At 44.2% G+C, this 23,736-nt stretch carries 23 protein-coding genes; 2 read left to right on the forward strand and 21 right to left on the reverse strand.

All coding sequences use genetic code 11. The annotated features are described in order from the left end of the window. Positions 1-96 precede the first annotated feature (96 nt). The 11 genes from V6984_RS18910 to V6984_RS18960 form a co-directional block, all read right to left on the reverse strand. The gene (locus V6984_RS18910) at positions 97-906 is read right to left on the reverse strand and encodes a glycosyltransferase (protein WP_342757153.1); all 810 of its coding nucleotides are present in this window, start codon (positions 904-906) and stop codon (positions 97-99) included. A gap of 51 nt (positions 907-957) precedes the next feature. After that, positions 958-2,106, reverse strand: a complete 1,149-nt coding sequence (locus tag V6984_RS18915) for an EpsG family protein (protein WP_342757154.1) — start codon at positions 2,104-2,106, stop codon at positions 958-960. Continuing rightward, positions 2,103-2,876, reverse strand: a complete 774-nt coding sequence (locus V6984_RS18920) for a glycosyltransferase family 2 protein (protein WP_342757155.1) — start codon at positions 2,874-2,876, stop codon at positions 2,103-2,105. Before V6984_RS18920 ends, V6984_RS18915 begins: the two co-directional genes overlap by 4 nt. Positions 2,877-2,896: 20 nt before the next feature. Further along, positions 2,897-3,982, reverse strand: coding sequence for a hypothetical protein (locus V6984_RS18925; protein ID WP_342757156.1), 1,086 nt, complete (start codon positions 3,980-3,982; stop codon positions 2,897-2,899). 21 nt (positions 3,983-4,003) lie between these two features. Continuing rightward, entirely contained in the window at positions 4,004-5,383 is a 1,380-nt protein-coding gene (locus V6984_RS18930) for an exopolysaccharide biosynthesis polyprenyl glycosylphosphotransferase (RefSeq protein ID WP_342757157.1), read from the reverse strand. A 22-nt stretch (positions 5,384-5,405) separates the two neighbouring features. After that, a complete protein-coding gene (locus V6984_RS18935) occupies positions 5,406-6,158 on the reverse strand; it encodes a glycosyltransferase family 2 protein (protein ID WP_342757158.1) in 753 nt (250 codons plus the stop codon). A gap of 199 nt (positions 6,159-6,357) precedes the next feature. Beyond that, positions 6,358-7,287, reverse strand: a complete 930-nt coding sequence (locus V6984_RS18940; RefSeq protein ID WP_342757159.1) for a glycosyltransferase family 2 protein — start codon at positions 7,285-7,287, stop codon at positions 6,358-6,360. 147 nt (positions 7,288-7,434) lie between these two features. Further along, a complete protein-coding gene (locus V6984_RS18945) occupies positions 7,435-7,848 on the reverse strand; it encodes a sporulation initiation factor Spo0A C-terminal domain-containing protein (protein ID WP_342757160.1) in 414 nt (137 codons plus the stop codon). Between the two features lie 129 nt (positions 7,849-7,977). Continuing rightward, complete coding sequence (locus V6984_RS18950) at positions 7,978-9,105, reverse strand: mannose-1-phosphate guanylyltransferase (RefSeq protein WP_342757161.1); 1,128 nt, start codon at positions 9,103-9,105, stop codon at positions 7,978-7,980. Next, a complete protein-coding gene (locus V6984_RS18955) occupies positions 9,106-10,056 on the reverse strand; it encodes a GDP-L-fucose synthase (protein ID WP_342757162.1) in 951 nt (316 codons plus the stop codon). Positions 10,057-10,401: 345 nt separating this feature from the next. Next, positions 10,402-12,093: an LIC_10190 family membrane protein gene (locus V6984_RS18960; RefSeq protein WP_342757163.1), complete on the reverse strand. Its 1,692-nt coding sequence runs from the start codon at positions 12,091-12,093 to the stop codon at positions 10,402-10,404. A gap of 216 nt (positions 12,094-12,309) precedes the next feature. Here V6984_RS18960 and V6984_RS18965 point away from each other — a divergent pair, with 216 nt between their 5' ends. Continuing rightward, complete coding sequence (locus V6984_RS18965) at positions 12,310-13,146, forward strand: AraC family transcriptional regulator (RefSeq protein WP_342757164.1); 837 nt, start codon at positions 12,310-12,312, stop codon at positions 13,144-13,146. 38 nt (positions 13,147-13,184) lie between these two features. On the opposite strand, the gene V6984_RS18970 is transcribed toward V6984_RS18965, so the two are convergent. Together V6984_RS18970 and rfbD are read right to left on the reverse strand one after the other, a co-directional pair. Beyond that, the gene (locus V6984_RS18970; RefSeq protein WP_342757165.1) at positions 13,185-13,637 is read right to left on the reverse strand and encodes a divergent PAP2 family protein; all 453 of its coding nucleotides are present in this window, start codon (positions 13,635-13,637) and stop codon (positions 13,185-13,187) included. Positions 13,638-13,709: 72 nt separating this feature from the next. Beyond that, entirely contained in the window at positions 13,710-14,564 is an 855-nt protein-coding gene (gene rfbD, locus V6984_RS18975; RefSeq protein WP_342757166.1) for a dTDP-4-dehydrorhamnose reductase, read from the reverse strand. A gap of 334 nt (positions 14,565-14,898) precedes the next feature. On the opposite strand from rfbD, the gene V6984_RS18980 reads away from it, so the two are divergent. After that, positions 14,899-16,077, forward strand: coding sequence for a DUF3048 domain-containing protein (locus tag V6984_RS18980; protein ID WP_342757167.1), 1,179 nt, complete (start codon positions 14,899-14,901; stop codon positions 16,075-16,077). Positions 16,078-16,176: 99 nt separating this feature from the next. Here the strand turns inward: V6984_RS18980 and leuA are convergent, their stop codons facing one another. From leuA to V6984_RS19020, 8 genes are all read right to left on the reverse strand, one after another. Further along, a complete protein-coding gene (leuA, locus tag V6984_RS18985; protein WP_342757168.1) occupies positions 16,177-17,859 on the reverse strand; it encodes a 2-isopropylmalate synthase in 1,683 nt (560 codons plus the stop codon). A gap of 123 nt (positions 17,860-17,982) precedes the next feature. Then, positions 17,983-18,246, reverse strand: coding sequence for an HPr family phosphocarrier protein (locus V6984_RS18990; RefSeq protein WP_342757169.1), 264 nt, complete (start codon positions 18,244-18,246; stop codon positions 17,983-17,985). 106 nt (positions 18,247-18,352) lie between these two features. Beyond that, positions 18,353-19,702 (reverse strand): phosphoglucosamine mutase, encoded by a 1,350-nt coding sequence (glmM, locus tag V6984_RS18995; RefSeq protein WP_342757170.1) that lies wholly within the window; start codon positions 19,700-19,702, stop codon positions 18,353-18,355. Positions 19,703-19,723: 21 nt separating this feature from the next. Then, a complete protein-coding gene (locus V6984_RS19000; protein ID WP_342757171.1) occupies positions 19,724-21,001 on the reverse strand; it encodes a CdaR family protein in 1,278 nt (425 codons plus the stop codon). Then, a complete protein-coding gene (gene cdaA / locus V6984_RS19005; RefSeq protein WP_342760052.1) occupies positions 20,991-21,854 on the reverse strand; it encodes a diadenylate cyclase CdaA in 864 nt (287 codons plus the stop codon). Before cdaA ends, V6984_RS19000 begins: the two co-directional genes overlap by 11 nt. A gap of 50 nt (positions 21,855-21,904) precedes the next feature. Continuing rightward, entirely contained in the window at positions 21,905-22,891 is a 987-nt protein-coding gene (locus V6984_RS19010) for a hypothetical protein (protein ID WP_342757172.1), read from the reverse strand. A gap of 33 nt (positions 22,892-22,924) precedes the next feature. After that, positions 22,925-23,314, reverse strand: coding sequence for a hypothetical protein (locus V6984_RS19015; protein WP_342757173.1), 390 nt, complete (start codon positions 23,312-23,314; stop codon positions 22,925-22,927). Between the two features lie 9 nt (positions 23,315-23,323). Continuing rightward, positions 23,324-23,731, reverse strand: a complete 408-nt coding sequence (locus V6984_RS19020) for a flagellar protein (protein ID WP_342757174.1) — start codon at positions 23,729-23,731, stop codon at positions 23,324-23,326. Positions 23,732-23,736 lie beyond the last annotated feature (5 nt).

Genomic DNA, 23,736 nt, shown 5'->3' on the forward strand with positions numbered 1-23,736 from the left:
TTGAATTCGGCGCGGGAATCTTTTTATTTTGGGTCTATTGACTCCTACACATTAAAATAGGACTTTTGATGTTCTAATCCTAATATATCATATCAGTTACTCCTGCCGCTTATATACAAGCGCTTTCAGCTTATTGTAAATATGAGCCGTCACCTTATATCGGGAAATACACGTTCTTAGCGGGGCAAGCGACAGAATCATGAGAGCGCGGTATTTTAGTACCTGTCCGCTTGACATATACTTCTTTACAATTTCCTTATGTTCCGCCTCGGACCGCTTTCTGTTCTCCTTCGTCTCGGAAAAGCCGCCGCCCTCATAGTCAGCAATCAGAAACGGCATATATACCGTATCCGCTTCCCCTTCAAAAAAACACCAGAGGAAATGCTCGTAATCCGCCCTTACATGATATTTCAAATCGAATCCCTTGCGTCTCATAAGCTCTGCCGAATAAAAGCAAGCCTGATGGCAGGGCACATTTCTATAGCACCCGAAAGCGTCCATATGGGGATTGGAACTTACCCTTTCTCCCGTTATCTTTTCCAGGATATCGCCATAAAAAACGACATTTTCTCTCCGCCTCGGATATTCTTTTATTTGCTTAGCAACTCTTTGAAGAACGTCCTCCCGGTAAAAGGCATCTCCGCAGTTTAAAAAATAAACATAGTCTCCCTTTATCTCTTTCACTGCCTGATTCATCGCATCATATATACCCGTATCCTCCAGACGGTACACCTTTATCCTTTCATCCGCAGGAAGCTCCTCTATCGAACCATCCTTAGAAAGCCCGTCCTTTACGATTATTTCATAGTCAGCGTATGTCTGACGCCGAATATTTTCAATCACCGCTTTCAGCCTTTCTCCCTCATTAAGGCAGACTACTACAATGCTGAACATTATCCGTCCCATAAACTCTCCTTTAATGTTACTATTCACAACTTTGCTGTGAACAGTAACCCTTTAATTCATATCCGATAAAATCGGCACCATGTCGTGGAACATAAACGTCTGGTATGGCAGCACTCGGATGCCGTCATTCCCCGCTCTCATCAAATACATCACAAAATATCCCACCGCTGCCAGCGCTATTGCCACGGTGAAAAATCGTTTCTGCCTTTTATCCGGTATCCTGCTTACGATTGCCGGGAGGAAGAGAATCTGTGTGATGTTCAGGTAATAGCCGATTCTCGTTATAATAGGCAGGAAGGAGCAGCAGACATACAAAACCAATGCGCCCAGATTACAATAAAAATAAAAGCGGTTCCTTTTGCTGTCCTTTACCGCGTCCTTATAATACAGCAAAGATAATGCGAGCACACCTGCGCAGCGCAATATATTGAACCAGCTGACGCCGCCTTCCAAATATTCCGTATCCTCGTAAGAAGGATAGAGAAATACTACCACCTTTAAATAAAAATCCTGCAGAAAGAAAAAAGTACTGCAAAATACCGCCATTAACGCAAGCTGCCATTTTTTCCAAGGAAGTGTAGCGAGGAAATATAAGGGTATGATCACCAGCATCGATTTATGAAACGCAGCACCTAAGAGCACCAGAAGGATAAATTTCCCCCATTCTTTTTGCAGCACATACTTTATGGAATACAAAGCCAGCGCCAGCGCAAAATAATAGCGTACCGTATTAAACGTGTGAAAATAAAAACCGAATGCCATGAATAAAAAAAAGCTGAAGCCAAAGCTGTCACTTTGCTCGTACATAGCCTTCAAAAAGAATAGGAGCGTGAAAAATGCGAATACGGCAAATACCAACAGGAAATTCTCATAGCCCGAGACAGCGTACAGCACCGTTACCAACGCGTTAAAGCCTGCCTCCGTAGGAACATAATCATATGCTCCTACTGCAATCAGGTGCATGAATTCCACATACTTGGCATAATCATTACCTACGTTCAGCCTGCATGCGGATAATCCAAATAAGATGATAAAAATAGAAAACAGGCACAGCCCGTTTAAAGCCTGCTGCCTGCTCCATTTGTTGCCTGGAAAATTATAAAGCGAACCTCCCAAACGATGATTTATGCCATTTGGCATGACACGTACCGCTGCCGCGAGCAATATGGTCACCACCGCAATCGTTATATATAAAATCATAATCCGCGAACCCCTTCCCGCATCCACCTATACGCCTGCATCCAGCCGATTTCCCTGCACATTTCCTTTTTATGTGCCATAAGAAATCGCAGGGAAAAAGGAATTGCCATCCTCCCGTATAAATAGCGGTACAACACGCCCCTGTCCTTGAAAAACTTCTCGTTATAACCGTGAAACCACGTAGACTCTCTCTCTGTCTCCTCTCCTATCGCCACGGGAGACGCATAGATACGAAGTCCGGCTCTTAGGCAATCCCTGAGAAAAAGGCTGTCTTCGCCGTTGCTGTATACAGCTCCCCCTCCAAAGAGGAGAGAAAAACTGACACTCGCGCTATGGAGCGATGAGCGCTTCGCCGCAATGCTGTATGCCGGATATCTTCCGTAATTATACCAACGGATCCTTTTTGACTTTTCATTCCAATAGGTCCTCCTCGACGGAGCAACCTTTACATTGAACAAAATAATATCCGCGTCCTTTTTCTTCAAGAATTCTTCTTCTATTTTTTTTGCATATCCTGTATCATATGCAATATCTTCATCCGCAAAAATACAGATATCTCCATCGGCGCGCATAAGGGCCGTGTTTCTGCTAAGCCCTACCCCTCTTTCCTTCAGGCTGTAACAGCGTACCCGGTGTTCCTTATGCCGATATTCGTTATAGGAGAAGCTTTCGCACTGATTGACGACGATAGCCTCCGTCTCTATATTCATTTTCTCTGCCAGCGTCAGGACATCCTGATTCACTGCGGAAACCAACATCTGCAATTCCATCTCCGGCTCCATTCCATTTCTTACTTTTCACACTTATGCCACTTGCACATATAGTACTTTTTCAAAAAGCGAACGTCCGCTTCAACAATCAATATTCCGATAACCCTGCAATCCTGTTTTTCCAGATTATTCAAGGCACGTTCTACCAACTTCCCGTTTCCTCTGCCGTAGCGTACCGTCAGAAGAACTCCGTCCGTATTTCTTATTACTTCATACACCTCCGGCGAATCCTCCGCAAGCCCTACCGGAATAATCTCACAACTTTCCTCCTGCTTCTTAGTGCTAAGGATCTTCTCTATAGTAAGCACCGCATTCTTGGCATCCTCGCTGTTGTCCGCACTCATAAGTGAGACCTTCCTTAAATTCTTGCACAAATAACTGTAATTGGCCAAAAACTCGCTTCCGTAACTTTGGAAGGTCCCTGATTCATCGGCCGTAAAGATTCCGACTGCCGGTACTGCGAACTGTTTCTCAGCGTCCGCTTCCACATAAATGGAATCATCCAATATATAATACAGGACCATGCACAGCAAAACGATAACGAGCATAACCACAGCTCCCGTCACAGCTGCATTTATGGTGCGGTCGTCCCATACGATTTGCTCTGGCTCTCCCGTGCTGTAAATTTCTATACTTTGAAACAGCTCGTCCGTTTCTCCAAGATGTACTAAGGAAACCTGAATAGCCTCCATGATCTGAGCCGTAAGCTCCGGCTGTCTTGTAGTGACCGTTACCGTAAGCAGGCGAATATCGGAAAGAATCTCCGCTTTGGTCGCAGCCGTCACTTCTTCTCTGCTTATCTGTGCCGGCAGCTCCGCCATCGCATAGTCTAAAATGGGGTCCGTATCCAACAAGTCGTTCCAAGTATAACCGTTATAGGAAAGCTCGTTAAAATCCTCCGGCTCACAGTTGAAATTCAAGTATATCTTAGACACCGACTGGTATTCCTTCTCTGACGCAAATATGAAGTGCGCGGCAAGATAAAGTCCTATTCCCAAGACGGCTCCCAGGACGATTGCAGCCACAGCCAGCCATAGCTTATTCATAAACTGCAGAAATACTCTTTTCAGATCCATCCCTGCCCGCATATACCTTTCATTTTCCATCCTACAAATCATATTCCCTTCTTATTTATCCTCTTCCTGCCTAAGCGCCGTTATCTGCTTGCTGTCCACACCTTCTGTGCTTTCTGCCCGAAACAGTATCTTCAAAGTTAACAGCATCAGTTTGATATCCAGCCATACGGTATAATTTTCGATATAAGCCAGATCCAGCTTCAGCTTATCGTAGGGTGTCGTGTTGTATTTGCCGTAAACCTGTGCATAACCCGCCAGTCCGGCTTTAACTTTCATCCGGTAAACGAATTCCGGCATTTCCTCAACATACTGGGCGATGATTTCAGGACGTTCCGGTCTCGGACCTATGAAGGACATCTCACCCTTTAAAATATTGAACAATTGCGGAAGCTCGTCAATGCGTACCGCCCTGATAAACTTTCCTACGGGCGTTATCCTCGAATCATTCTTTGCCGCCAGCCTGGCCACGCCGTCCTTTTCCGCATCCACCCGCATGCTCCTGAACTTCATGATATAAAATTGCTCCTGATCCCTCGTACAGCGTACCTGCTTGTACAAAACGGGACCATTGTCATACAGCCTTATGATGAATGCAGTGACAATCATAATCGGAGAGGTAATCGCAATCAAAAGCAAAGAACAGACAATATCAATCAGCCTCTTTATTGCCCTCTGCTCTACCGTTAAGGAATATTCCCTTGTGAGGAAAATAGGCGTATCGAAGAAATGGAGCTGGTCGGAACCTTGAATCAGCACATCCGTAATCTTAGGCATCATATATACACGAATGGATTTTCCATAGAAAAATTTAAGCAGCTTATTCCTTTCCTGCGTGGAAATATCCCAAAGAACGACTGCATCATAGCGCTTCACCGCCTCTTCTTCTATGGCCGTTACTCCTTCGCCGATATTCATACATTTCACAATATTGAATTTATCTTTTCTAGTGGCAAACTTGTTCATGATATCGTCAATGGACCGCTCTCCGTATACTAACAGCATTTCCCGCGGCGGAAATATGCTTCGATAAAAGGAATTGCAAAAATAAGTCCAGATGCCGGATATCACGAACTGTATGGCTGTCACCTGCAGCATCGGCCCAATCGGGGCCAGCCAGTTTCTCATGAGGGAAATTTGAAAATAAGATATCACGTTTACGGCCAGAAAAGAAAATATCTGTGAGAAGAACACCTCGGAAGGCTTCAAATAGCCGATTTTCAATCCTCCGTAAGTATTGGTGAAAAAGAACAAAAGAACGAAATAAATACCGATAATCAAAATATGTCCGTTAATATAAAATTTCAGCTTCAACAATACGAGAGGATAATAGCTTTCAAACCAAAAATAGGCATAAACAGCCGTTTGCAGGCAAAGTCCCAGCAGCGAAAGCTGTAATATAATAATTCTTTTCATAGATTCCAAACGTTTCACAAATGCACCTCGTCCCTTATGTTTATATCCGCCTCAATACCGCTCCAAATGCCCATAAGACGAAATTATATATGCTATAGGGTAAAGAAAGCTTCTCTTCCCTTCTGTACAGGTTCCAGATTCTCTTTATTGCCACAAGCTTGTTAGAGGAAAGGGATTTCCCCGGCCTTCTGTAGATTACGAGCACCTCGTTAAGCCCATAAGCAGTATATCCATTTCTTAGGATTTTCCACCAAGTGGCCGTATCCTCGCTCTTCACATCAGGCATTTCTATCAGCGACTTATCGATTTTTTCCGTATCGAACAGTACCGTGGAAGTAAAGATGACGGTTCTCGGAAGAGCCTGCTTATAGGTAAGAGCTTCCGGCACCGTCACTACCTTTCCGGTTCCTTCCGCCTGCTCATTTCCGAATTCATATCCGGTAAAAACGAAGGCCGCCTCCTTCTCCTCCATAAACTGAAGTTCCTTCTCCAGCTTCGCAGGTAGCCACACATCGTCGGCATCCAAAAAGGCGATAAATCTTCCCTTTGCACTCAAAATCCCCGTGTTGCGCGCCTTCGCGGCCCCTTCGTTTTTATCTTTCGCAATCAGGCGAATCCTCTCATCCCTGCGGCAGAAAGCCTCTATTTTCTTCCTGCCATCGTCCGCAGAGCAGTCGTCCACCAGCAAAAGCTCCCACTGTGCGTACGTCTGACGGCATACCATTTCAATCGTATTTTCTATATACGTTCCAGCATTATATACCGGCACAATAATACTGACCAGCTTGTCCATCCAGACTTCCCTCTAAAATAATGTTACTGTTCATTCCATTCACAGTAACACATGATCTCTGCATTTGAATTCGCTTCGCGAAGCAGAAATCATCTCTTGAATCACGTTCTTACGCAGCTTAACAGCAAGTGTCAAGCTGCTATGTGAACAGTAACAAAATAATTGCTATGTTAGTTTCAGTTCAGCCTTCGGCTGTTACCTATATTTCTTCCTTAATAAGATAAATCGGTCTTTTTTTGACTTCCATGTAAGTCTTGGCCAAATACTGTCCGACGATCCCAAGGCAAAAAAGCTGCACACCGCTCACCAGTGATATGATACATACCAAGGAGGGCCAGCCTGAGGTTGGGTCACCAAATATCAGCTTACGCACAATGATCACAATGATAAATAAAAAAGCGAAGCCACAGAACAACACTCCCATGATCGAAGCGATAGCAAGAGGTACCGTGGAAAAAGCAGTAACTCCGTCAAGGGAATATAGAAACAGCTTCCAGAACGACCACTTCGTCTCGCCCTTTTTGCGTTCGATATTTTCATATTCCAGCCACTTCGTCTCATAGCCTACCCAGCCGAAGATACCTTTCGTAAAGCGGTTATACTCCGTAATGGAAAGAATGGCGTCTACTACATTTCTTTTCATCAGGCGATAATCCCTGGCTCCGTCCACAATCTCCGTACGGGATATGCGGTTCATTATTTTATAGAATAATCTGGCAAACCAAGAGCGGATGACGGGCTCGCCTTTTCTTGTCACCCTCCGTGTTGCCACCGAATCATAGCCTTCATCGATATATTGAAACATCTCCGGCAAAAGTGAAGGCGGATCCTGCAAATCCGCATCCATCATCACAGCATATGCTCCCTTCGCCGTCTTAAGGCCGGCGTAAATAGCCGCTTCCTTTCCGAAATTTCTGGAAAAGGACAAAAGGTGTGCCCGCGGATCCCTGGCGTTTAACTCCTTTACCTTATCCGCCGTCTTATCCTTAGAGCCGTCGTCAATATAGAGAATCTCTATCTCCAGACCTCTCTTCTCAAAAAACTGCTCATTTTTCATCAATTCGTTATAAAAATCAAAAATATTTTCCTCTTCGTTATAACAGGGAACAATTACGCTAAGCAACTCCATTTCATACCTCTTTTTGTCCGCGTTTTTTCATGCTGCTCACATGTTATAATATCTTATCATATATTTCCAAAAATCACAACAAAGTGAACAAAAGTATGCTTTCCTATTACTAAAAGGATGACCGAGGCCATCCTTTTGCTTTTTGTTTTATATTTTGCCATTTTCCATATCCAGATTTATTTTATCTGCAATCTGCGCAATGTATTCGCTGTTGGTAGGTCTTGTCTGACCTGTCAGTATGGAATAACCGAATAACTCTTCAAAGGTTTCGGGATTTCCCCTCATCCAGGATACCTCAATTGCATTGCGAATAGCCCGTTCCACCTTCTGGTCCGTCGTCTTGAACTGCTTTGCAATCTCAGGATATAAAAGTTTCGTTACGCTTCCGACCACTTCCATATCCTTTTTCGCTATGATGATTGCCGCACGCAGGTAATGGTATCCCTTTAAATGTGCAGGCACTCCCATATCGAGCATTATTTTAGTTACGTGTTTTATCAATTCCGCATCTCTTAATCCGTCAATATCCACGATAAAATTCCCCACATATTGTATATACAATTTCTTATATTGTTACCGAAGCCCGCTTATTCCGGCATTTTACTGCAAAATTCATCATACCATATGCCGGTTTTTCTGTAAACCTTAAAGCGTCGCGCGGATGGTGAAGAGTACTCTGCACCGCTCTGTTTACAAGTATTCAGTCTTGCCCTGTTCTTCCAAAATCTCTACGATTTTTTTAACATCCTGCGCCTTGTTTTTGTCGCAGACCAATATCGCATCCTCTGTCTCCACAATGATGACATTATCCAGTCCGATAGTAGCAATTAACTTATTTTTGCCATAGGCAATGCAATTTTTAGAACCGATATGAATCTGTTCTCCGTAGGTTACGTTATTATTTCCGTCCGCATCATACAGCGTATCGAGCGCATCCCAGCTTCCAACGTCGCTCCAGCCGAAATCGCCTTCCAGCATAATTACGTTATCCGCCCTCTCCATAATTCCATAATCCACGGAAATCTTCGGAATGGTCGGGTATACTCTTTCGATAGTCTCCTTCTCCTTATCCGTACCGATGGCTTCTTCGATTTCTAAAAGGCACTCATATACGTCCGGCAGAAGCTCTTCGAAATATTTTAATATAACGGAGGTTTTCCATACAAACATTCCGCTGTTCCAGAGATAACAGCCCTGCTCCACGTAAGATTTGGCCGTAGAAAGGCTGGGTTTCTCCACGAAATCGGCTACCGGATACGCAGCTATGCGCTTTCCGCTCTCCTTACTTATCGTATGACCTACTTCTTTCACTTTTTTGTTGTACTTAATATAGCCGTATCCGGTAGCAGGATTCGTAGGCTTGATTCCTATCGTCACCAGCCTGTCCGTCTTTTCAGCCAGCTCCATCGCATAGTCCATTACTTCCGCATATGCGGCGCCGTTTTTGATGTAGTGGTCCGATGCCAGCACACACATTACGCCGTCTCCGTATTTTTTGCGAATCTCCACCGCGGCATAGCCGATACACGCCGCCGTATTTCTTGCAGCAGGCTCGGACAGAATATGCTTTGCCTCGAGCCTTCCTTCCGTTACCTTCTCCATCAGTTCCGCCTGTACAGCGTTCGTAACGATATAGATATTCTCTCCCCGAACGCTTTTTTTGATTCTGTCGATGGTCTCATTCACCATCGTATCCCTGCCCGTGAGATTCAACAATTGCTTCGGTACTTCCCTGCGGCTCAAGGGCCAGAATCTCGTTCCGCCTCCGCCCGCCATAATTATGCCGTATCTTTCCATTTTGCCGTTTCCTTCCGTCATTTACCTTCCATCCATTCTTGCGCTGTCTATATTTTCCTTAAACCATTCGTAAGCCAGCCCTACGCCTTCTTCCAGGTCCACTTTGTGCTTCCAGCCCATAGCATGGAGCTTATCTACGTTAGTGAGCTTTCTTGGTGTGCCGTCCGGCATGTCCTTGTTCCACACGATATCGCCTTCGAAGCCTACCGTACGGCAAACGGTTTCCGCCAGCTCCCTGATGCTGACTTCCTTTCCTGTTCCTATATTCACATGCTGCTCGCCGCTGTAATTTTCTAATAAAAATACACAAGCATCCGCCATATCGTCCACATATAAGAACTCTCGCAGCGGACTTCCCGTTCCCCACAGTTCCACGATAGACGTGCCATTTACCTTTGCCTCATGGAACTTGCGGATCATGGCCGGCAATACATGGGAGTTCTTCAAATCATAATTGTCATGCGGACCATAAAGGTTTGTCGGCATGCAGCTGATAAAATCATCTCCGTACTGGATTTTAAAATACTTGCACATCTCCAGTCCCGCTATCTTTGCAATCGCATATGCTTCATTTGTCTCCTCAAGGGGGCCGGTCAAAAGTGCGTCTTCCGGTATAGGCTGAGGCGCAAGCTTGGGATAAATGCAAGTGCTTCCCAAAAACAACAGTTTCTTTACTTTATAGTCATGACAGCATTTGATGGCGTTGCACTGTACCTGCATATTCTCATATGCAAATTCCGCAGGCTTCGTGTTGTTGGCATGTATTCCTCCTACCTTGGCCGCCGCCAGCACGACTACATCCGGTCTTTCCTCTTCAAAAAAGGCGATTACATCCGCCTGAACCGTCAAATCCAGCTCCTTATGCGTTCTTCCTACGATATTCGTATAGCCCTTGGATTGCAGGTTCCTTACGATTGCGCTGCCTACCAGCCCTCTATGTCCTGCCACATAAATTTTGTCCGTCTTATTCATTGTTTTCTCCATTTCTTTCCTATACTGATTAGAGTGTCAAAAGGTCCTTTTTAATAATATTCGAGTCAATATGCTCAAAACAAAAAGAACGACTGCGCCTATGAAAATATTTAGAAGTTCTTTCTCTGGATATTTGTGCCACAACAGAAAGCAAAACTGTTTGAGCGCAGCGAGTTTTTTGTTTTCTGTTGTGTTTGGCGGGGATAGACTGATAACTAGAACTTCTTATATTTGAATTCGGCGCAGAAGTCTTTTTGTTTTGGGCATATTTTCTAGAGCCGTTCGCAAAAGGATCTTTTGACACCCTAATCCTATACTGTTAATTATTAAATTATTATCAATCGTTTATTTTTTATAACGAAAGCCTTCTCTTATGTTTGTTCCCCGTAATGTTATCTCAGCCTTCGCCGGGGAGGAAGGGAACGCCGCATAGCCTGCCCTGTCGCCCGTAACCGGATAGAAAAAGGTCAATCCGTCTATTTCATAAACGTTCATTTCAAAATTTTCATAATCCTTCTGATTTATCATATAATTGCCGTCATAAGCCGAGGCAGCCTCTCTGCCAAAGGCATACACCTTATAGCACGCAAAAAACCCCAAAGCTATATAAATCGCCCTCCAAGCGTATTTTCCCTTTACAACATACAGCATCAACCCGCCAAGAGTCAGAGCAGAAGCAAGCCATACATAGACACACCCATAGCGAATGAGGGGCGCAGAAAAGAGCCAGAACAAAAAGGATAGATTCACCGTAGCTGCCGCAAGCAGGAAGTCGTACATTTCTTTTTTTCTTTTTATCCATATGACAAGTGCTGCTGCCACCGAAACAGGAACCGAGAACGCAGCCCCGAGAACCGACAGTTTATCCACTGCTCCAAGCCCCCTTAGCCACTCCGGAAACCATGAAGTTATCGGTGCTCCGTATCTGGCCGCATCATAAATCCCACGTCCCCACGCTTGTATTTCTTTCGCGTCATAATCAGCAATTCCCTTCGGTATCTTCCAATCGACAGAGAATAAATCCACTGCGGTAAAAGGATATATAAGCCAGCCTGATATTATTACATTCCGAATCAGATAAGGCGCGATGACAACGGTTCCAAGTCCTATAAAGGAAAAGATGCCCCGAAGATTTCTGCTTTTTATGAGCATTGCCGCAGGCTTTACCACAAGCAGCAAAATGAGTGCCGCAGAAAGCTTCAGGCTCATGGCATATACCGCCACAAGACTCAAAAGTCCATATGGGATCCATGATTCCTCTTTTTTCTCTGCTAAATCCAAAAAGCGGATGACAATATAGAAAATGGTAAGCACCATGAAATAATCTGAGGCCGGAGATACCATTTCATCGAAGATAATGAGCAGATAATAAATACAAGCTATCCGCGCAAAATCAGAAAGAATCAGCCGTCTTCGCCGGAAGGCTTCTGCGATTTCACCGCATACCTTTGCTAATATAAGTCCAAAAAATCCTGCCATACAGTGGTAGGATTGTATCCCCAAAAAAGAAAAGCTAAAAAGTGCAGAGAGGCTGAACGCCGAGCTGTTATAAGCCAGCCTGCAGTGAAGATTCCCCAAACCCTTTACTATACCGTATTCCTCTATCCACCGAATGCTCTGGGCATGGTAAAGCCCCGTATCATAGTGGATAATACCTCTCGAGGTCCCATAGGAGAACAGCAGAAACAAAAACAGACAGCCTGCCGCCTTTTTCCACGTGACGGTCTCCTTAACCTTAAGAAGCTCTTTAAAAAGATCCCTTCGAAAAACTGCGATAATAACGGTACACAAAAAGAGAATAAGGATATTCGCTGCAAATCCCACCTTGTGAAACAAGCTGAAAAACTGCGCGTACACCGTAAGGGCCACAAGTCCTGCCATGCAATAGCTGTCAATTTTCAGAGTATGCCAGGTTGTCTCCGGCACTTCCTTTCTATTTCTGCCCGTACAGAACCGCCCGATACCCTTCAGTACCAAAAAACCCGTCAAATACGCTGTCAGAAGTACATACAAGAAAATCAGACAAACCGAAAGCATATATCAATACCTCACATTGTGTTATTTTGCTATTTCATTAGCGAGTATACTATTGTATAATGCAAGTGGCAACCTACAATATTGCGTCATAATGGTAAAATATTGCTGTCTCTATGTTCAAAACTCATCAATACAGGACGTATAAAACCTTGTCAATTGATGGTACCATCATCTAAGCCTTGTGAAACATCCAAAATTAAGAAAGGAAAGCAACTTATGGCAAAATCTACTTCCAACCGCATCATTTCAACCCCGACTTCTTACGCCAAAGAGCATTATCTTCACGTGCAGGAGGTGGGCACACTGCAAAGTCTGGAGCCTCATATCAGCAAGAGACAGAACCTTAACTCCTACCTGTTCTTTGTAGTATTGGATGGAAGCGGGGAGGTCTCTTATGAAAATAAAAAGTACTCTATTTCTGCCGGCGACTGCGTCTGGATCGACTGCACCCGTCCCTATTCACACGAAAGCAGCGCTAACGACCCTTGGAGCCTGATGTGGGTACATTTTAACGGAGCAGAGGCGAGAGCTCATTACGACAATTTCATCCGTCATAGCAATTCCTTTTTGTTTCGTCCCAGAAACCTCGTGGCCTTTACCGACGCTCTCACACTGCTTTATCGCACGCAGCAAACAAAGTCCGTGTTTATGGAGCTCATTTCCAACAAATACCTTACCGACATTATCACTCTCTGCTTTACGGAAAGCAGACAGGAGCACGAAGGAGAATATTCCATTCCTGAAAAACTCATGCAGATACATTCCTATTTGGAACAGCATTATAACGAAAAAATCACCTTGGAAAAACTATCCGAGCATTTTTTTATCAGTAAATTCCATCTCTCCAGAGAGTATAAAAAAACATACGGAATCACACTGTTCCATGACCTCACCGCCAAGCGGATATCCCATGCGAAATCCATGCTGCGCTTCAGCGAAGATTCCGTAGAATCCATTGCCGCAGCCACCGGCTTTCAGGACGCCGGGTATTTTATAAAGGTATTCCGTCAATCAGAAAACATGACACCGCTGGAGTACCGTAAAAAATGGTAATCTGCCAAAGAGTCCTCGGCGATTACCATTATTCTTCCTTATATATACATCAATACGGCAATTCCTATGCCAAGCAGCGCTCCCATTAATACCTGTAAGGGAGTATGGCCCACGAACTCCTTGAGCTTGTCCTCCACACTCATTTCTTTTCCCATATGTACGAACATTTCCATCATTTCGTTAAGTACCTTGGCCTGTATACCGGTTTCTCTTCTGACACCCATGGCGTCGTACATGACAATGATAGCAAAGATTGCGGCAATAGCGAACTGAAAGCTTCCTCCCCCATATTCGAAACCCGATGCCGTTACGAGGGCGCACACCGTCGCAGAATGGGAACTGGGCATGCCGCCGCTTCCTATCAGGCGTTCTGCCACGAACTTACGATTAAACCACATATGTATGACCGTTTTCAGCACTTGCGCCACCAGCCAGCCGGTTACCGATGCCATAAAAATGCGGTTATAAAATAAATCTTTTAAAAATTCCATTTTTATAACCATAATCCTTTCAAAGTCCAAAGACTTCGGGCACAGGCCCGAAGCTTCGACCGAAATTTTTATTTAAAGGCTTTTCAAATACCTTCCAATCGCATCATGCCAGTCCGCAAACTGAAAATCAGACGTAAGCCTGAGCATATAATTCTCCAGAATGGAATAAGCCGGCCTCGGTGCAGAGGCCGGATTCGCCGTCTGATATTCCCCTGTTGTAATTTCCTCCACTACAGTTTTCTTGCCCGCAAGCCTGAATATTTCTTTTGCGAAATCAGCCCAATGGCAATAACCCTCACAGGTTCCGTGGAACAGCCCGTAATTTTCGCTGGGAACCAGATAACAAATCGCTTTTGCCAATTCCTCTGCGCTTGTGGGAGTACCGAACTGATCGCCTACTACCGTAACCTTATCGGTCTTCTCCGATAATTGCAGCATGGTCTTCACGAAATTCTTACCTTCGCCATATAGCCACGCAGTACGGATGATGAAGTAATCCTTTGCGAATTCCTTTACAAAATTCTCTCCCGCCAGCTTAGAAGCACCGTACACTCCTTGTGGTCCCGTAAGATCGAACTCAGTGTAGGGCTTGTCTGCTTTTCCTGAGAAAACATAATCCGTGGATATCTGAACAAGCTTCGCTCCTGCTTCCGTCGCTGCAACGCTCAGGTTGCGCGGACCGATAGCATTAATCCGATACGCGTTATCTGCGTCTGTCTCACAGGAATTTACGTTAGTATACGCCGCACAGTTGATAATCGCATAAGGCTTGACCTCTTTTACCAGTTTCATCACTTCATCTATATTCGTTATATCGAGCTGTGCAACGTCCGTATTGATAAGTTCTATTTCCGTATTTCCTTCATATTGCTTATTGATGGCAATTCCTAATTGTCCGTTGCAGCCGGTAACTATTATTTTTTTCATGTATGGAACAATTCTCCTTTCAAATCCGGTGGCTTTGCGCTAGTCCAGACTATTACCATAATACAACCCGCACTTAGAATATGCAAGTAAAGTTTCTTCACCCAGGGGTGATATAGGCATATATTCTTATTATAAACAGCAAAACGGTGAATAGTAAGTATATGTTACATTCTTGTAATAAATTCTTAAGATTTTTGTATATATTTTTCATTTCTCCCTAGTGACTCCGCCGATATAATATGCTATAATTTGCCTTGTGGTGCTTTTAGCGGGATTCGTACGCATTATTTTCCGATTCTAAGCCCCATTTTATTTATGAAAGTGAGGATTATACATGAAACGATTACAAGTACTTCTTCTTGTCGCTTTATCCTCTGCTCTTTTTTTAACCGGTTGTGGTAAGACAGAAGAAGTTGAAGAACCTGTCGTTGCGCAGGTCATTGAACCTCAGCCTGAATTAGAGACGGATGAGACAAACGCCAAGGAAGAAACGGCTACTGATGATGATGTGCCTCCCGAAGAAGGCATGGTTAGAAGTACGCTTACCAACGAATGGATAGATGGAGATTTAGAGGATGCACGTCCTATTTCCATTATGATTCCCAATGATTCATCAGCACTTCCGCATTATAACCTTTCCAAAGCGGACATCCTTTATGAGTGCCCGGTAGAAGGAAGCATAACGAGAAGCATGGCTGTCATTAAGGATTGGGAAGGATTGGACCGCATCGGTAATGTTAGAAGCTGCCGCGATTATTTCGTATATTGGTCTTTTGAATGGGATTCCATTTATCTTCATTTCGGCGGTCCCTTCTACATCAATGATATTGTAGAGAAAGCTGATACGGATCACATTACGGGAACTTCCTACGGTGACAAGAGAACCGACGCAATGTTCGAAGGCGCTTTTTACCGTTCTACCGATAAGAAGGCTCCTCAGAACGCATACGCCAGTGCAGAAGGAATCAACAAGGGTATCAGCAAATTCGGGTACTCCAAGACATACCGCGACGGCTACTACGATGCAGATCACTTCAAGTTCGCTTCTGCAAAGACACCGAATACCTTAGACGCGTACAGCGAAGCTGTTACAGCAAAGGAAATCAATATGAAGCCCGCTTATCCGGTAACCAAGACCTCCTTTACCTATAATGCTGAGGATGGTTTGTATTACCGTTACATGTACGGCAAACCTGACGTAGATGCTGCCAACAACGAAGTACAGCTTTCCTTTAAAAACGTACTGGTTCAGTTCACATATCATGAAGTCAGGGACGAGAAGGGCTATCTGGCGTTTCAGGTACACGATACCACAAGAGACGGCTACTACTTTACTAATGGAAAAGGTATCCATGTAACGTGGAAAAAGACTGCTGACTACGAACCCACCAAGTATTTTGACGATAATGGAAATGAAATCGAATTAAATACGGGTAAAACCATGATTTGTATTGTAGAGGAAGGCGATTCATTCGATGTTGATGGAGTTTCTCTACAGTCCGACGCAAAATAAAATACTTGTTTTATTCCATATAAAGAGGCTTGCCGATACCGCGCAAGCCTTTTTTATATCTTTCTTAATCAGTTCATGAAATATATCTTAATTTTAAATCTATTTTTTCGTGCCTATCCCAAGACGATTTACTGCCGAGAAAATAGCTCTTACGGACGCTCTTGTAATATTGGAGCTTACACCGACGCCATAGGTAACTGTTCCGGTATCCGAATCCAGCAAGTGAATGTAGGCTGCCGCCTGAGAATTGGAACCACTTTGCAGCGCATGCTCTTCGTAATCCAATATCTTCATTTCCTCTCCGATAACCTCCTGAAGGCCGCGTTTTACTGCATCGATAGGACCATTTCCTATCGCTTCAAAAAATTTCTCCACGCCGTGGTCCGTATAGATGACCATAACTCTCGTATCGAATTCGGAAGTGGTTTCTCCGCTCAAGTCGTCCACCTTCAGCTTTCTGAAATGAATCGGCTCCTTCTTCTCCAGATATTCCTGTCTGAACTGCTCCATAATCTGGTCCGGAGATACTTCCCCCTGCTTCTCCGAAATCGCTTGAATAGTCTTGGCAAACTCTTTGTGCATTCCTTTAGGAAGCTTGAAGCCGAAATACGTATCCATAACGAAGGCTACGCCGCCCTTGCCAGACTGGGAATTAATTCTTACAATCGGTTCGTACTCTCTGCCAATATCAGCAGGATCGATAGGCAGATAAGGCACCTGCCATATCTCGCTGTTTCTTTCCTTCATCGCCTTTACACCTTTGTTGATGGCATCCTGATGCGAGCCGGAGAACGCCGTAAATACGAGCTTTCCGGCGTATGGATGTCTGGGATGAACCGGAATCTTACAACATCTTTCGTATAATTCTATCGTCTCACCTATTTTATCCACGTTCAGCTCAGGATCGATTCCCTGCGAAAACATGTTATAGGCTATATTCAATACATCCACATTACCCGTCCGCTCGCCATTTCCAAACAGTGTTCCTTCTACACGTTCCGCACCCGCCAACAGTGCCAGTTCCGTACTTGCCACTCCTGTTCCCCTGTCGTTATGTGGATGTACACTCAAAATAATGCTTTCCCTATTCTTAAAATGGCTGTCCATCCATTCAATACGGTCGGCATATACATTGGGAGTGGTCATCTCCACGGTAGATGGCAGATTAATAATAATCGGTTCCTCCTTAGTCGCTCCCCATGTCCGCTGAACTGCCGTACATATATCCAACGCAAAATCTAATTCTGTACCGGTAAAGCTTTCCGGAGAATATTCCAAAATAATCTTTCCCGGGAAATTCTTTGCCCTTTCCTTTACCCACTTCGTCCCCTGAACCGCAATCTCTATAATTTCGTCTCTGCTCATTCCAAATACCACGTCTCTTTGCAACGTAGAAGTAGAATTGTAAATGTGTACGATTACCTGCTTGCAGCCTGCAATCGCCTCGAAGGTTCTCTCAATCTGTTCCTCCCTGCACTGGGTGAGCACCTGAACTCTCACATCATCTGGAATCATTTTCCTATCCACAAGCTGACGCAGGAAATCAAATTCTATCTGGCTTGCTGCGGGAAATCCGATTTCAATATCGCGGAAACCAAGCTTGATCAAATATTGGAACATCTCGATTTTTTCTTCCACTACCATTGGGTCAATCAGCGCCTGATTACCGTCCCGCAAATCAACGCTGCACCAGAGCGGTGCTTTTTGAATTTCTTTACCGGGCCATTTTCTTTCCGGGTAGACCATGACCGGACTTCGCTGATATCTTTTATAATTTAACATAACCATACCTCCGTCTATATTTATAACGCGTTCTAAATGCTCATCCTTTTTTGTATATAGGAGCACTTTCCTATTGCGCAAAAAACCGGCTCTAAGAGCCGGCTATTTTTCAGCTATGTAGATTTATTCCCCAAGACCGCTTTCAATAGCATGAACCAAAGACTTAAGTGCCACTTCCTCATCTTCGCCTTCGCAAATAAACTCTATCTCATCACCACACTTTACGCATGCTCCGAGTACGCTGAGTACGCTCTTCGCATTTGCCGTATTCTCTCTGAATGTGAATGTAATTAATGATTTAAACTGCATTGCCTCTTTACATAGGATGCCTGCCGGTCTCAGATGTAGCCCTGTGGGGTTTTTAATAACTACCTTTTGGCTTACCATACCTCTTTTTCCTCCAATTTCATATGCTATTTAACGAATGGCATACGTTCCACATACATACTATATCATCTTTTCCTATACTTCTCAAGTGCCTTCTTTGCCATTATCACAGCATAATATTCTGAATCAATTCAGCAAGCTTTTTCGCCTCTTTATCGATCTGTTCCTTATCCTTTCCTTCAATCATAACACGCACCATAGGCTCCGTACCGGAAGGCCTTATAAGTACCCGCCCCTCGCCGGCGAACTTCTTATTCAACTCATCGATGGCATCGGCTATCTCCGGATAATCCATATAATTTTCCTTCTTATGATTCGGTACCTTTGCGTTAACAAGCGCCTGAGGCATAACCTCCATTACTTTCGAAAGCTCAGACAGCGGCTTTCCCGTTTCCACCATAACCTCCAGCAGATGAAGAGCGCTCAAAAGCCCGTCTCCCGTTGTATTTTCATCCAGAAAGATAATATGCCCCGACTGTTCTCCTCCGAGACTGGCATCAATTTCCTTCATGCGCTCCAACACATAGCGGTCGCCTACCTTCGTCTGTTCTATCTTTATTTTATTCGCTTCACCCATAAGGAAAAATCCTAAATTGCTCATAATGGTAGCTACAATAATGTTTTTCTTCAGCTTACCTTTATTTTTCATGTGGCTGCCGATAATCGCCATGATCTGGTCTCCATCGATCATATTGCCCAGCTCATCCACAGCCATCAGTCTGTCCGCATCCCCATCAAAGGCGAGGCCCACGTTGGCTTTTTCGTATACAACACGCGCCTGGAGTTCCTCCATATGCGTAGAGCCGCAGTTGGCATTGATATTCGTTCCGTCGGGATTATTGTGAATAGCTACGACTTCTCCTCCCAGCTCTTTAAGAGCTTCAATGGAAGTATAATAGGCAGCGCCCTCCGCACAATCCGCCACAATCTTAAGTCCTCGAAAATCTACATTTACCGCCTTCATGGAATGATTAATATATTCTTCCCTTGCGTCCGTGCGATATTTAATCTTCCCTACACTGCTGCCTGTAGGGAATTTCACGTCCTTCATTCCGCTTCCTATCATAGCTTCGATCTCATCCTCAAGAGAATCAGGAAGCTTATAGCCGTTGCCATCAAAAAATTTAATTCCGTTAAATTCTACAGGATTATGGGACGCGGATATCACTACGCCTGCATCAACCTTGTATTTCCTCGTCAGATATGCTATTGCCGGCGTGGGAAGTATTCCCACATACACACAGTTAGCCCCTACGGAGCAAGCCCCTGCCATCAGCGCATTCGCCAGCATGTCTCCGGACATACGCGTATCGCAGCCTACCATTATCGTCGGTTTATGCTCGTTTTCTTTCGTAAGAACATACGCGCCGGCCTGCCCGAGCTGCATCGCTAAAAGCGGGGTTAGTTCTTCGTTAGCAACTCCTCTTACACCATCCGTACCAAATAATCTTCCCATGTAAAGCCTCCTGTTGAATACTTATTCTTTTTCTCTTATATTTAATCTTACCGTAACGTTTTCCCTCAGACTTACACTTTCAGGAAGATTGAAAGATAGCGGTACATCCCAGTAACCTTCTTCCACTTCCTCGATAATCCCTCTCTCCCGCAAGTCAGCGATGTCTACAGTTCCTCTTATTTCGTCGCCATTTATACTGTTCACGTCCGCTGAAAGTCCAATGACCTGAATGGGAAATTCATCTTCAAAGGTCGATACTTCACCCTCGAAGCTCTCCGGCATGTTCAAAATCGAAATATTACTTTTGGAAACAGTAAAGTTTCTGGCAATCACCGGCTCAATATAGACAGTTACCACAGCATTTCCGTCAAATTCCTTATCATCCAGCTCAACATTGCCCGGTAAATATTCTCTTACATCTATAACGGTCACCAGATTTTCAGTAAGTCCTGTAATATCCAGCACGGTATCCGGAATGTCCAGTGAAGAAATATTTTTCAGCACATTGGCTTTTCCCGCCAAAACGACAGAAGCAGGTGTACTGCTTACTACGCCTGTCGCACGGTATCCGTCAGCAGGTGCTCCCATTACGGAGAAATTCAAAGGAATCTCCTTGGTTGCCAGTATTTCCACATTAACACGCACCGTATTTATATTAAGAGTGAGATTAGATTTAGGTATTTCCACACCGTCTGCATCGTACAGCTTGATTTCCTCCACCGTGCCGATATCGCTGGTAAAACCGGTTACCGCTACGCTTACCTCAGCTTTATTGATTCTGGATACGATGGACTCCGCTCCCGACACCCTCACCAGGTTCTGTTCCGTCGTAACGTCTCCTATCATGTATCCGTCTCCCACGCTCCCCGAATAAGTCGCTCTCAGTGCCAGACTAATGCTTTGTTTATTTTCAATGTTCAATTTCACACTATCGATACTTCCCGTTATACTGTCTAATCTGTCATTATATCTATTGGTGGAAAGCTTGATGCTGATGGTATTGAGACTCGTCAAGTCATTCATATCAGCCACTGCAACAACATTATCCTTGCTGATCGTATCACTAATCGATCTGGGAGCCACTACGGTCACCGAATCTATGACGTCGGTATCGTCCAATATTTCATATACCTTTCCCTGACTGGTAATCGCATCCGCATTCTGGATCACTACGGGAATATTCGTAAACTTCGACGACGTAGGCGGATCGTTTATATTAGTTACCAAAAGCCACAAAATAGCTGCGAAAAGGACAGAACCGACTTTCAGAACAAGATTTCCCGTCAATTTATTTTTCATTTCTTGCCCTTCCCTTCCAAAGCTTTCGCTTCTTTTCATCTAATGGCTTATTCTGGATTATGCGCAGTTTTTCCTTCAGCGAATCTCCATCCAGGCTACCGTATAGGCTGCCCTCATACGCCACACTGATTTTTCCGGTTTCCTCCGAAACGATAACCGTCATGGAATCCGTAGCCTCGGAAATTCCTATTGCAGCCCTATGCCTTGTTCCAAGCTCCTTGCTAAGCTCCATATTATCGGACAGAGGAAGATAACATGTAGCCGAAACCACGCGATTTCCGCGTACAATAACAGCACCGTCGTGAAGCGGTGTATTATGCTCGAATATATTCACCAATAATTGGCTCGAAACGATACCATCCACTGCTATACCCGTTCTCTCATATTCCGCAAGAGACTGGGTCTGCTCCATTACAATGAGCGCTCCTGTCTTCACCTTCGCCATCTCTACACACGCCTTGACAATTTCATTGACCGTGCGGTCGGAAAACAACCCCTCCTCCGGTTTGCTGGGTTCAAAGGGAAAAATAGAAGAAATAATGTTCTTGCGTCCTAATTCCTCCAGTGCTTTGCGAAGCTCAGGCTGCAATATGACGATAATTGCCGTTGCCGCTATTCCAACTACATTTTGTGCGATCCACAAAATCGTATTCATGTTGAATACTGCAGCCAAAAACAAAAATACAGCAATTACCACAACACCCTTTAAAAGAGACCAAGCTTTCGTATTTTTTATCCACACCAAAATATGGTACACCAAAAAGGAGATAATAATTATCTCCACGATATCAGTCCACCTGATACTGGGCATGCGCTTGAAATAGGTATCTACAATCTGTGTAATCTGCTGCATCTTAATCATTCCAGTCTTTTATAATATCCACAATCCGCATCTTCCATTCACTATTTTTTGGAAGAACTTCTTCCCTCCATCGCTTTCGCTCCCTGTGACGGTCTCGTTCTCTTCTGCGAATTGATTTGTTTCACCTTCCGCTCGGGCGTCGCTACAGTAACCTTAGGCACCGCCTTTACATAATAATAATATTCGTCGTCCTCAAACTGCACCTTCTCCGTCCGGCTGTAATCCACGTTGAATTCAAAAAACTGGATCACCACCGCGATAAGAGCCGAAAAGATCGTTCCAATAATGATTCCGCCAATCGACACATTGGTCTCAAACATCAGATCGCCTACTAATAGAATCATCACATTCACCAAAGCGCCTGCAATTATGGCTATTGTCCATGAGTGATCCATGGAGAGCCTTCGTATTAAATATACGAGAATAATCGTTGCAGTAAAGGCCGCAAGGGTTACTATCATCCCTTTATTGTTCAAAATCCCATCAATCAAATAACGAAATTTGGCGGTAATTTCTTCCGTTTCCATGGATGCCAGTGCGGTATCGCTTTGCTTTATGTATGCGATCAAATAATATACGATCACCCCGCATGCTGCTGACACTGCGGAAGTCGGCGTACTCAGGAGTCCCATGGCTATGGGAATCACATAAGGTATCTTCAGCCAAAAACAGATGGGCGTAAGAACCACCACAAGCATATCTTTCGGCGAAAACCTGAAATACAGTAAAAACATAAGTAGAAAAAGTGCCAAAGCCACTACCGCGCACTCCAAGGAAAGTGCATACAAATGTCCGATTACCAGCGCTGCCGCTACAATAATTACGAAATTAGCCGGCATAAAGGAACACATAAGTGCCAATACCAATACTATTGCGATATTATTGATTTTATTCATGTAACCGAGATTGGCGTTTACCAACAAAAAACAAACGAAAGAAACCAAAAACTTAAACAGAGGTATCAAGTATACTTCATATCTTCCATAAATTCTTTTTAAATATTGCTTTGCTACAAGTAAAGATGTCATAATAATTTCCTTTCAAGGCCGCATAAGCCCGTACTACGTCTTATCATACATACCGGTCAGCCTGTTAAGGTTGCTCATATACAGCTTCATTTTCTTTTGGGCTTTTGCATACCGATAAGAATATACTGCGTAGGAAATAATAGCGTATATTCCTATCACAAATAGATATTTAACCAAAACAGACTTGCCAAACTGGAACAGATCCATCTTGTAAATATCCGTCATAAAAATTTCAAAATCATAAAAAACATACATCCCAAACAAGATTCCAAAGGATATCGTTCCGTAAATTGCAGACTTCAGCACTTGAAACCAAACATAGTCCCCACGAAAATAATTCATGACGGAAGTATTCTTCTTCCCCTCATGTTCTTCGTAGGACGCCATCTTCGTCATCAGGATGACCCTTTCTTTATTCAACATAATTTTCTCCTAGCGATCCAAATATCTCATTCCGGCCTTTTCATCCTTTTCCTTCTTCTCGGGCTTCGGTTCAGGCTCCTTCTTATATGCGGTCTGCAAATGATTTACCATTCCGGCCTTGCATTTCTCACAAAAACGCCCGCTGCGGATTATTGCTCCACAGTTCTCACATTCCAGACCTGTCGGAGAATCCGCCGAGAATTCCAGCCTCTCTTCTCTCAGCCATTGTCTGATCTGTTGCGGAGTTACGTCGCATTCTTCCGAAACCTCCGCAATTCCGCACCCCTTATGCTCGGATATATATTTCTTCACTTCCTGAAACTTTACTTCCAGTGCTTCTCTGCACTGCGGACAGATAATCGGCCCCATGGCATAGTTAAAAAGCCGCCCGCATCTTCTGCAATTGCGTACATCCATTTATT

It is taken from the genome of Kineothrix sp. IPX-CK (genome assembly GCF_039134705.1).
GTDB lineage: Bacteria > Bacillota > Clostridia > Lachnospirales > Lachnospiraceae > Kineothrix > Kineothrix sedimenti.

Bases quoted from the DNA above. Each gene is read 5' to 3' on its own strand.
- V6984_RS18955 (WP_342757162.1), bottom strand. From the start codon at position 10,056: ATGAATAAGACGGACAAAATTTATGTGGCAGGACATAGAGGGCTGGTA.
- V6984_RS18910 (WP_342757153.1), bottom strand. From the start codon at position 906: ATGGGACGGATAATGTTCAGCATTGTAGTAGTCTGCCTTAATGAGGGA.
- V6984_RS19020 (WP_342757174.1), bottom strand. From the start codon at position 23,731: ATGGATGTACGCAATTGCAGAAGATGCGGGCGGCTTTTTAACTATGCC.
- V6984_RS18960 (WP_342757163.1), bottom strand. From the start codon at position 12,093: ATGCTTTCGGTTTGTCTGATTTTCTTGTATGTACTTCTGACAGCGTAT.
- V6984_RS18915 (WP_342757154.1), bottom strand. From the start codon at position 2,106: ATGATTTTATATATAACGATTGCGGTGGTGACCATATTGCTCGCGGCA.
- V6984_RS18950 (WP_342757161.1), bottom strand. From the start codon at position 9,105: ATGACGGAAGGAAACGGCAAAATGGAAAGATACGGCATAATTATGGCG.
- V6984_RS19010 (WP_342757172.1), bottom strand. From the start codon at position 22,891: ATGACATCTTTACTTGTAGCAAAGCAATATTTAAAAAGAATTTATGGA.
- V6984_RS19015 (WP_342757173.1), bottom strand. From the start codon at position 23,314: ATGTTGAATAAAGAAAGGGTCATCCTGATGACGAAGATGGCGTCCTAC.
- V6984_RS18970 (WP_342757165.1), bottom strand. From the start codon at position 13,637: ATGGAATTTTTAAAAGATTTATTTTATAACCGCATTTTTATGGCATCG.
- V6984_RS18925 (WP_342757156.1), bottom strand. From the start codon at position 3,982: ATGGAAAATGAAAGGTATATGCGGGCAGGGATGGATCTGAAAAGAGTA.
- V6984_RS18940 (WP_342757159.1), bottom strand. From the start codon at position 7,287: ATGGAGTTGCTTAGCGTAATTGTTCCCTGTTATAACGAAGAGGAAAAT.
- V6984_RS18990 (WP_342757169.1), bottom strand. From the start codon at position 18,246: ATGGTAAGCCAAAAGGTAGTTATTAAAAACCCCACAGGGCTACATCTG.
- V6984_RS18980 (WP_342757167.1), top strand. From the start codon at position 14,899: ATGAAACGATTACAAGTACTTCTTCTTGTCGCTTTATCCTCTGCTCTT.
- V6984_RS18920 (WP_342757155.1), bottom strand. From the start codon at position 2,876: ATGGAATTGCAGATGTTGGTTTCCGCAGTGAATCAGGATGTCCTGACG.
- V6984_RS18935 (WP_342757158.1), bottom strand. From the start codon at position 6,158: ATGGACAAGCTGGTCAGTATTATTGTGCCGGTATATAATGCTGGAACG.
- glmM (WP_342757170.1), bottom strand. From the start codon at position 19,702: ATGGGAAGATTATTTGGTACGGATGGTGTAAGAGGAGTTGCTAACGAA.
- V6984_RS18965 (WP_342757164.1), top strand. From the start codon at position 12,310: ATGGCAAAATCTACTTCCAACCGCATCATTTCAACCCCGACTTCTTAC.
- V6984_RS19000 (WP_342757171.1), bottom strand. From the start codon at position 21,001: ATGAAAAATAAATTGACGGGAAATCTTGTTCTGAAAGTCGGTTCTGTC.
- rfbD (WP_342757166.1), bottom strand. From the start codon at position 14,564: ATGAAAAAAATAATAGTTACCGGCTGCAACGGACAATTAGGAATTGCC.
- cdaA (WP_342760052.1), bottom strand. From the start codon at position 21,854: ATGCAGCAGATTACACAGATTGTAGATACCTATTTCAAGCGCATGCCC.
- leuA (WP_342757168.1), bottom strand. From the start codon at position 17,859: ATGTTAAATTATAAAAGATATCAGCGAAGTCCGGTCATGGTCTACCCG.